At 65.7% G+C, this 7,485-nt stretch carries 8 protein-coding genes; 3 read left to right on the top strand and 5 right to left on the bottom strand.

Annotated features, from left to right (window positions below):
- Positions 1–14 precede the first annotated feature (14 nt).
- The 3 genes from JHC81_RS12750 (at position 15) to JHC81_RS12760 (ending at position 1,804) form a co-directional block, all read left to right on the top strand.
- The gene (locus JHC81_RS12750) at positions 15–365 is read left to right on the top strand and encodes a ribonuclease (RefSeq protein ID WP_292175270.1); all 351 of its coding nucleotides are present in this window, start codon (positions 15–17) and stop codon (positions 363–365) included.
- 117 nt (positions 366–482) lie between these two features.
- Positions 483–992 (top strand): hypothetical protein, encoded by a 510-nt coding sequence (locus JHC81_RS12755; protein ID WP_292175272.1) that lies wholly within the window; start codon positions 483–485, stop codon positions 990–992.
- Positions 989–1,804: a PA-phosphatase gene (locus JHC81_RS12760; protein ID WP_292175273.1), complete on the top strand. Its 816-nt coding sequence runs from the start codon at positions 989–991 to the stop codon at positions 1,802–1,804. Before JHC81_RS12755 ends, JHC81_RS12760 begins: the two co-directional genes overlap by 4 nt.
- 14 nt (positions 1,805–1,818) lie before the next feature.
- On the opposite strand, the gene aguB is transcribed toward JHC81_RS12760, so the two are convergent.
- The 5 genes from aguB to JHC81_RS12785 form a co-directional block, all read right to left on the bottom strand.
- The gene (gene aguB, locus JHC81_RS12765; RefSeq protein WP_292175274.1) at positions 1,819–2,685 is read right to left on the bottom strand and encodes an N-carbamoylputrescine amidase; all 867 of its coding nucleotides are present in this window, start codon (positions 2,683–2,685) and stop codon (positions 1,819–1,821) included.
- Entirely contained in the window at positions 2,685–3,689 is a 1,005-nt protein-coding gene (locus JHC81_RS12770; RefSeq protein ID WP_292175276.1) for an agmatine deiminase family protein, read from the bottom strand. The genes aguB and JHC81_RS12770 overlap by 1 nt, the downstream gene beginning before the upstream one ends.
- A 183-nt stretch (positions 3,690–3,872) precedes the next feature.
- Positions 3,873–6,380 (bottom strand): TonB-dependent receptor, encoded by a 2,508-nt coding sequence (locus tag JHC81_RS12775; protein WP_292175278.1) that lies wholly within the window; start codon positions 6,378–6,380, stop codon positions 3,873–3,875.
- Positions 6,381–6,546: 166 nt separating this feature from the next.
- Positions 6,547–7,185, bottom strand: a complete 639-nt coding sequence (gene msrA / locus JHC81_RS12780) for a peptide-methionine (S)-S-oxide reductase MsrA (RefSeq protein ID WP_292175280.1) — start codon at positions 7,183–7,185, stop codon at positions 6,547–6,549.
- Between the two features lie 199 nt (positions 7,186–7,384).
- The coding region (locus tag JHC81_RS12785; RefSeq protein ID WP_325740175.1) for a hypothetical protein at positions 7,385–7,485 on the bottom strand (101 nt) is incomplete at its 5' end.

A 7,485-nucleotide genomic window follows, 5' to 3' on the forward strand; every position in this document is an offset into this window, starting at 1 on the left:
AAGGAGCGCGCGTGATGAGCGATCAAGAGCCCGACCCCAAGACCCAGACCCACGACGCCATCGAGGCCGACGCGATGGGCGAAAAGCCCGATCTGGGCCGGACACCGGACGGCATGCGCGATGCGCTCGACCGGGCGCTGTCCGGTACGGACTCGGGGTCTGACACACGCGCGGGTTCATTGCAGGGCGGGGCGGCATCGGGTTCGGACGACGACCCCGACTCCGACACGATCAACAAGGCCTTGGCGAACCAGGGTCAGGCCTCTGCAGAGAGCAACGCCAGCCGCAACGCCGATCCGGACCCGGTGAACAACACCGGCGACGACCCATCGGCCAAGCAGGAAGCGGACGCTGCGACCGGCTGAGCACAGTCGCTGCACTGTTTAGGCCTCGCCACCGCACGAACGCCAAGCTGCCTTGCCGCCGCCGCGCCCATCCGGCACGGTGGAGGTAACGATTACAGATCATAGGGACGATGAGGAATGAAGCGCATATTCGCGGTCGGCGCGTTGATGTCGACCCTGATCGGCGCAGGCGGGATTCTGGCGGCATGCGGCGATGACGCGCCCACCGAGGCCACGGCCGATGTCGAGGCTGCCGCACCCGCTGACACTTCCGGATCTACTGCCGCTGCCGGGGCAGACGTCGGCGTGGCCAATGCCGAGCTCGCGGCCCCTGACGCGCCCGTCTTTGCCGTTCTCTATCCCGATGCCACGCTTGTCGGCCCAGCGACGCTCGCGCGCGGCCCGAGCGGACCTGGCGGGATCCTCAAGTTCACGACGCCGGATACGCCAGAGGCGGTCGTAAACTTCTATCGCGCGCGGGCCGAGGCGTCTGGCCTGAACACCATCGCCTCCATGAACCAGGGCGGGGCCAGTGCCTATTCCGCCGGCGACGGCGCCAACGGAGCCGGCAAGCTCCTCAGTGTGGTGGCTTCGCCGGGCGAAGATGGCCTGACCAATGTTCAGCTGGACTGGTCTTCCGGACGGTGAGGCTGGCGGCCGCCCGACTGGCGACACCGTTGATCGGTGCGGTCTGGCTGGCGGGCTGCGCCACGACCACGTTCGGCCCGCCCGAGGTCGTCCCGGGCTATCTTGCTTCCGCGCAGTTGGCGGAGCTGGTCGCAGCCGTGCCTCAACCTCCTGCGCTCACTGGCACGGAGCAGGCGCAGGATGTGGCCCTGTCCGAGCGGTTACGCACATTGGAAGACACGGACCGCTGGTGGATGGCCACAGCTCATGCCGAACTGCGCCCCCCCGAGGCGGCCCAGCATTTCGACTGCCTGCTGGGAACCCGGTTGGCGGCAAAGCCTCGCCCGGCCTTGAACCGGCTGATGGGCCGATTACTGGCGGACTCCGAGCGACTGACGGTGGATCTCGTCGCGCGCCATCCGCGCCTCCGCCCGCTGGCCGCCGACCCGGCGCGACGCGCGTGTCAGCGCTTGAATGAGGCCACTCGCAAGTCACCCACATCCTATCCGGCGGCGGGAGCTGTGGCGGGGGCCGCCTATGGGGCGCTGTTCGCCGACCTGGCTCCTGATCGGGCAGAGGCGTCGCGTCAGATGGGCCGAGAGATCGGCCTGAGCCGCGCGATCTGCGCCACCAACTGGCTCTCGGACGTTCAAGCGGGCGCGGCGCTAGGCGAGGCGCTTTACGACGCCGCAGCGTCCCAGCCGGAGTTTGCGACCGATCTGGCAGCGGCCCGGCTGGAGATTGCCTCGGCACGTGCCGAGGGCGCGACCAATCCGAGCTGCGCCTCTGAACGCCTGGCCCTGACGCAAGGCAGGGCGATTATGGCGGACTGACCCATCGTTCTCGCTCAGGCCGGGCGCGGGCTGGCCAAGGCTCCGTACAGCTCTGGCCGACGATCGCGGAAAAAGCCCCAGGCGGCGCGGTACTGATCCAGAAAATCGAGATCGAAGGTGTGCACCAGCACGCCCTCCTCATCCTTCAGTTGCTCGACCAGATCACCACGGTGATCGGCGATGAATGAGTGACCGTAGAAGGTCTGACCCACCTCGGTCACCGTCTCGTGGCCGATGCGATTGGCCGCGACCACGGGCGTCACATTCGAGACCGCATGGCCCTGCATGGCCCGCTGCCAGGGCAGGGCGGTGTCCAGGCTTTCGTCCTGGGGCTCCGAGCCGATCGCGGTCGGATACATCAGGATGTCGGCCCCCAACAGGGCCATGGCCCGGGCCGATTCCGGATACCACTGGTCCCAGCAGATGCCGACGCCGATCCGGCCGAAGCGCGTCTTCCAGACCTTGAAGCCCGTGTCACCGGGCCGGAAGTAGTATTTTTCCTGATAGCCCGGGCCGTCGGGGATGTGGCTCTTGCGATAGACGCCCAGAGCCTCGCCGTCGGCATCGATCATGACCAGCGAGTTGAAGTAGTGATGCCCTTCCTTCTCGAAGATCGAGACGGGGATGGCGACGCCGAGTTCCTTTGCCACGGGCTGCAGCTGGACCACCGCCGGATGGTCGCGCCAGGGATGGGCGGTCGCGAACCAGTGCTCCTCCTGCGACACGCAGAAGTATGGGCCTTGGAACAGTTCGCTGGGCAGGATGACCTGTGCCCCCCGGGACGCGGCCTCGCGGATCAGGCCGATGGTCTTGTCGATATTCGCCTGCATGTCCGTGCCATAGGACGTCTGGATGGCGGCGACGGAAATCGTGCGGGGCATCAGGCGGGCTCCTGCTGGGAGATGCAGTGGAAGGATCCGCCGCCGGTCAGGATGTGGATCGACGGCAGGGGGATGATCTTGCGGTCCGGAAAGACGGTGGCCAGGCCCTGGCAGGCCAGATCGGCCGCGCGGTCGTCGCCATAGGTCGGCACGATCACCGCGCCGTTGGCGATCAGGAAGTTCATGTGGCTGGCAGGCACAGGGCGCCCGTCGGCATCGGCGACGAAACCGGGCGAAGGCAGGGGCAGCAGGCGGATCGGCCGACCTTCGGCATCCGTCATGGTCGACAGCGTCCGCGCCAGATCGGCATAGACGTCGTCATTGGGATCACCGCGACCCCAGGCGACGGGGTGAGCCACCACGCCCGGCGCGACGAACCGGGCCAGATTGTCCACGTGCCCGTCGGTATGATCGTTCAACAGGCCGTCGCCGAGCCACAGCACCTTGCGGGCCCCGATTGCCTCGGCCAGCGCCGCCTCGGCCTTGGCCTCGGTCCAGTCGGTATTGCGGTTGCGGTTCAGCAGGCACTGGCGCGTCGTCAGGATCGTCCCCTGCCCATCATGGTCCAACGCGCCGCCCTCTAGGACGAAGGCATTGTGGTCGAGCGGGACGCCTGATATCGCCCCGATCTGGGTCGCGACGGTGTCGTCGTGCTCCATCACGAACTCGCCGCCCCAGCCGTTGAACTGGAAGGCGGCCGCGCGAGCTGAGCCAGCTTTGAAAATCGGGCCGGTGTCCCTCAGCCAGATGTCGCCGAACAGGCCGTCGATGACCTCGACACCGGCGACGTTCGAGAACCGCGCCCGGGTCTCGGTATAGACCTCGGGGGCCCCGACCATCAGCTTGACCTGCTCGCGCCCCGGTCCGGTCAGAGCGCACACAAGCGCTTCCACCTCGTCCCGAGCGTCCTCCAGATTGCCCGGCCAGTATTCCTCCCGGCTGGGCCAGCCGACCCACATGGCCCGGTGCGGAGCCCATTCGGCGGGGATGGGGGCTTGGGTCATGGCGAGGGCTGATCCTTGGAACGTCTGCAGGCGGGCCGCATGCGGACTGCGCCAGATAGACACCGCAGAGCACGACTTCAACTCGCGCCGTCTGCCCGCGATCTCTTCCCAAGCATCCGCGCAAAGAAAAGAGGCGGCCCGTTTCCGGACCGCCTCTGATCGTTCAGTCAGTTCGAGACTGGCTTAGAAAGCCACCCGCAGGGTCGCCGAGATCGTGCGCGGAGCGCCGACCGAAGCGAAGGGCTGGCTGAAGCCGGGCGTGCCCGGCGTAGCCGAGGCGCGCGTGCCCAGGTTGGCGTAGTACTGCTCGTCGAAGATGTTGTCGGCGTTCACCTGGATGAACGTACCTTCGTAGCCGAACTGCGCCAGGTCGAAGCGGACGTTGGCGTCGACGGTGGTGAAGGCGTCAACCTTGAAGTCGTTGACGTCGGTCACCCAGCGTTCGCCGGTGTATTTGGCCTGAATGCCGGCTTCCAGATACGGGGTGAACTGGTAGCTCGCGCGAGCCGACAGCATCCATTCCGGAGTTTCGACCAGTTCCTTGCCCTTGGTGGCAACGATCTGCGGAACGCCGCCAACGGTGTTGTTGACGTAGTCGTCCTGCACTTCGGTGCTCATCCAGGTGGCCGAGGCATACAGGCTCAAGGCCTCGACCGGCGACCAGCCGATGGAGCCTTCGGCACCGATACGCTCGACCGAACCGACGTTACGGTCGACGAACTGGCCCAAGTCGTCGTCGAAGGAACTGACGATGCGGTTCTCTTCGTTGTTGGCGAACACCGAGACGGTGCCGACCAGGGTCGGGTTGGAATAGCGATAGCCCAGGTCGAAGTTCTGGGCATTTTCAGGCTGAACCGTCGGGTTGCCGATCGTGCCGTCAGCGAAGCGGCGGATGCCGTAAAGGCTGTCCGTACGCGGGGCCGACAGGGTTTCTGCATAGCTGACATAGACAGAGTGACCATCACCCCAGCGGTACGAAGCCCCCAGGTTCGGCAGGATGTCGTCGTACTTCACATTGCGCGAATAGGGCGCGATATACTGGGTGGCGCTGCCTGGGAACACTACGTTACCGCCTGTTCCGGCAACGACTGTGGGCGTTTCGCTGGTGCAACGTACGTTCGACGACGAGTTCTGCGTGAAGCAGTACTGGTTGAGGTCACGGCTGAAGAACGGGGCCCGGACGCCGATGTTGATCGTCAGAGCATCGTCCATGAACTGGCCGCGATACTCAACCGAGAACTGGTTCAGTTCGGCGATCGACAGGCGATCACGCGAGCGGAGCTCGTAGCCGTTACGGTTGACGATGCGGTTCTCGAGGATGTTCCGGCCGCCGAACCAGTCGACGAAGCGAGGGTCGGTCGGGTTCGAGAAGTTCACGCGACCATACAGGCCGGTCTGGCGGTGACGACCGTAGTCCAGCGCATAGGCGGCGCGCAGGCGGTGATTGTCGTCCAGATCCCAGATCAGCGAGGCGTTCAGGCCATAGCGGTGGGTGTTGGTGTTCGACGGCGTCATGACGCGGACACGGTCAAGAACGTCACCGTCGCCGTTCAGATCAACACCACCTGTCGCGAAGGTGCCACGGAGCAGGGCGTCCTGCTCGAACAGCACTGCCTGCTGCGTTCCGCCGTTAGCCAGGGTGTACTGGAACGAAGGATCGACCGTCAGGACCAGACCTTCGGTCAGGGTGAAGCGCGACTGACCACGGATGTTGCCCGTGTTCGACGGGTTGACGCGCAGGCCCCAGTAGTTGGAGCCGTTCGCATCGTTGTCTGCCACGCCGTTACGGAAGGTGGGGGCGATGTAGGTCGTGTCGAAGTCGATGTCCCAGCCGCGCGGGTCGGTCTCGACTTGCGGCAGGATCGAGCCGGTCGCGGTGCCGAGGTTCGGGCCGAGGTAGTTGTTGTTGCGGTTTTCGTTCCAGTGACCGGCCAGCGACAGGAAGTCGCCGTTGTCGCCCAGGGGCTGATAGATACGGGCGTTGAACTGAGTCTTCTGCAGGTCGCCGCGGCCCTTGAACTTGTCGTAGTCGGTCTTGGAGACGGCGAACCAGGCCGAGGTGCCCCACGGACCGAACTCGCCCGAGTTCAGCAGGACCATGAAGCGGCGATAGTCGAAGTCACCGAAGGACGCCTGAGCCCAGCCACCAAAGTCGGTCGTGGGGCGCAGGGTCTGGTAGTTGATGGTGCCGCCCGTGGCTGCAGCGGTCGGGCTGTCGACGTCGGTCGAGCCGGTGTTGACCGAGGCGCGCTCGATCAGTTCCGGATCCAGTTGCTGGTTGGTGTAGGAGGCATAGTTGCCGGTGTCGTTCAGCGGGATGCCGTCGAACGTCAGCGAGACGCGGTTGCCGTCGAAGCCGCGCAGACGGATGTTGCCGCCCGACGAGCCGTAGGAATCGGTGTTGGTGAAGCTGAGGCCCGGCGTCAGGTTCAGCGTCTGCAGGATGGTCTGACCCGGCGTCTGGGTCGCGATGAATTCCTGCGTGATCGTGTTACGGGTCTTCGACACCGTCTCGGCGGTCGCCAGGCCGTCGATGTTGCGCGGACCGCGCGTACCCGTCGACACGACTTCGCTCAGTTCCGTGGCTTCGGTCGTGTCCGAACCGGTCGATTGCGCCGAGGCGGCACCGGCCATAAGCAGGCCGCTAAAGAGGGCGGTCGTCGCCCAGAACACGCGTTTGCGGTTCGTCATTATCATCTATCCCCAGATGGCTTGGGCGAAAGCGCCCGCGGACCGCTGAACGGCCAGTCGATATCAAGCCCCCTCTAGGACCCGGATGGGAAGCTGGGACGACAGTCGTGTGACAGTGATATGACGACGGTTTGCGGTGGCCTCAGGGACACACTTCTGTGGATGACTAACGGGTTGGGGACCCCCAGACCGCTCGCAGACGTGCAGCGCGGCCACAGAAGCGGGTATAGCCCCCATATCGCGCCGGATTCAGGCGCGCGAAATCCTGGTGATAGGCTTCTGCGGGCCAGAAGCGGGCTGCATCGCGGACAGGTGTGGTGAAGCGCGCAGTGCCCAGCGCCTGCACGGCAGATCGCCGCGACGCCTCGGCCACCGGCTTCTGGGCTGCGGTGGCGAACACGGCGGTGGCATAGCTGGCCCCCTGATCGCAGAACTGGCCGTCCGGATCGGTCGGATCAATGGTGCGCCAGAATCGATCGACCAACTGGCGATAGCTGATGCGGGCCGGGTCGAAGGTAACCTGTACTGCCTCCAGATGGCCTGTGCCGCCGCGCACCACCTGTTCATAGCTGGGATTGGCGACGCGCCCGCCCGCAAAACCCGAGACGGCGGATATGACGCCGGGCATGGCCTCGAAATTGGCTTCAACCGACCAGAAGCAGCCACCGGCAAAGACCGCGACTTCGCGACGCCCGCTGTCGTTCGCCTGGGCGGATGCTGCCGTCGGTGCGCTTTGCGCTTGCTCGCCGGGCGAGCAGGCCGCCACGGCCATCACAATGATCAGTGTAGAAAAGCGGCTACGCATGGGCAGGCTCCTGCAAACACCCCGGTCCATCTCGCTATACGACACGGGCCACGTAAAGGTTTCGCCCGTGACTGACGCCCGCGGCCAAACGACACCGCCCGCCCTCGTTTCCGAAGGCGGGCGGTGGGTAGAGTGTATCGGCTTGCCGGTAAGGCCGGGAGCCGGGGCCTGTCTTGTGACGGGCCCCGGTCCGTTTGGCTCAACGGAAGTTGATGCCGATGGTGGCGCGACGGTTCAGCGGCTCGCGCACGCCGTCAGCCGTCGGGCGGGCCAGGGCGGTTTCGCCCTTGCCGTCCAGCG

This window comes from Brevundimonas sp. (assembly GCF_016463295.1).
In the GTDB taxonomy this organism is placed as follows: Bacteria; Pseudomonadota; Alphaproteobacteria; order Caulobacterales; family Caulobacteraceae; genus Brevundimonas.

What these genes read in the sequence shown, in the direction of transcription:
- JHC81_RS12750 (WP_292175270.1), top strand. Translation starts at nt 15, where the DNA reads ATGAGCGATCAAGAGCCCGACCCCAAGACCCAGACCCACGACGCCATC.
- JHC81_RS12755 (WP_292175272.1), top strand. Translation starts at nt 483, where the DNA reads ATGAAGCGCATATTCGCGGTCGGCGCGTTGATGTCGACCCTGATCGGC.
- aguB (WP_292175274.1), bottom strand. Translation starts at nt 2,685, where the DNA reads ATGCCCCGCACGATTTCCGTCGCCGCCATCCAGACGTCCTATGGCACG.
- JHC81_RS12770 (WP_292175276.1), bottom strand. Translation starts at nt 3,689, where the DNA reads ATGACCCAAGCCCCCATCCCCGCCGAATGGGCTCCGCACCGGGCCATG.
- JHC81_RS12775 (WP_292175278.1), bottom strand. Translation starts at nt 6,380, where the DNA reads ATGACGAACCGCAAACGCGTGTTCTGGGCGACGACCGCCCTCTTTAGC.
- msrA (WP_292175280.1), bottom strand. Translation starts at nt 7,185, where the DNA reads ATGCGTAGCCGCTTTTCTACACTGATCATTGTGATGGCCGTGGCGGCC.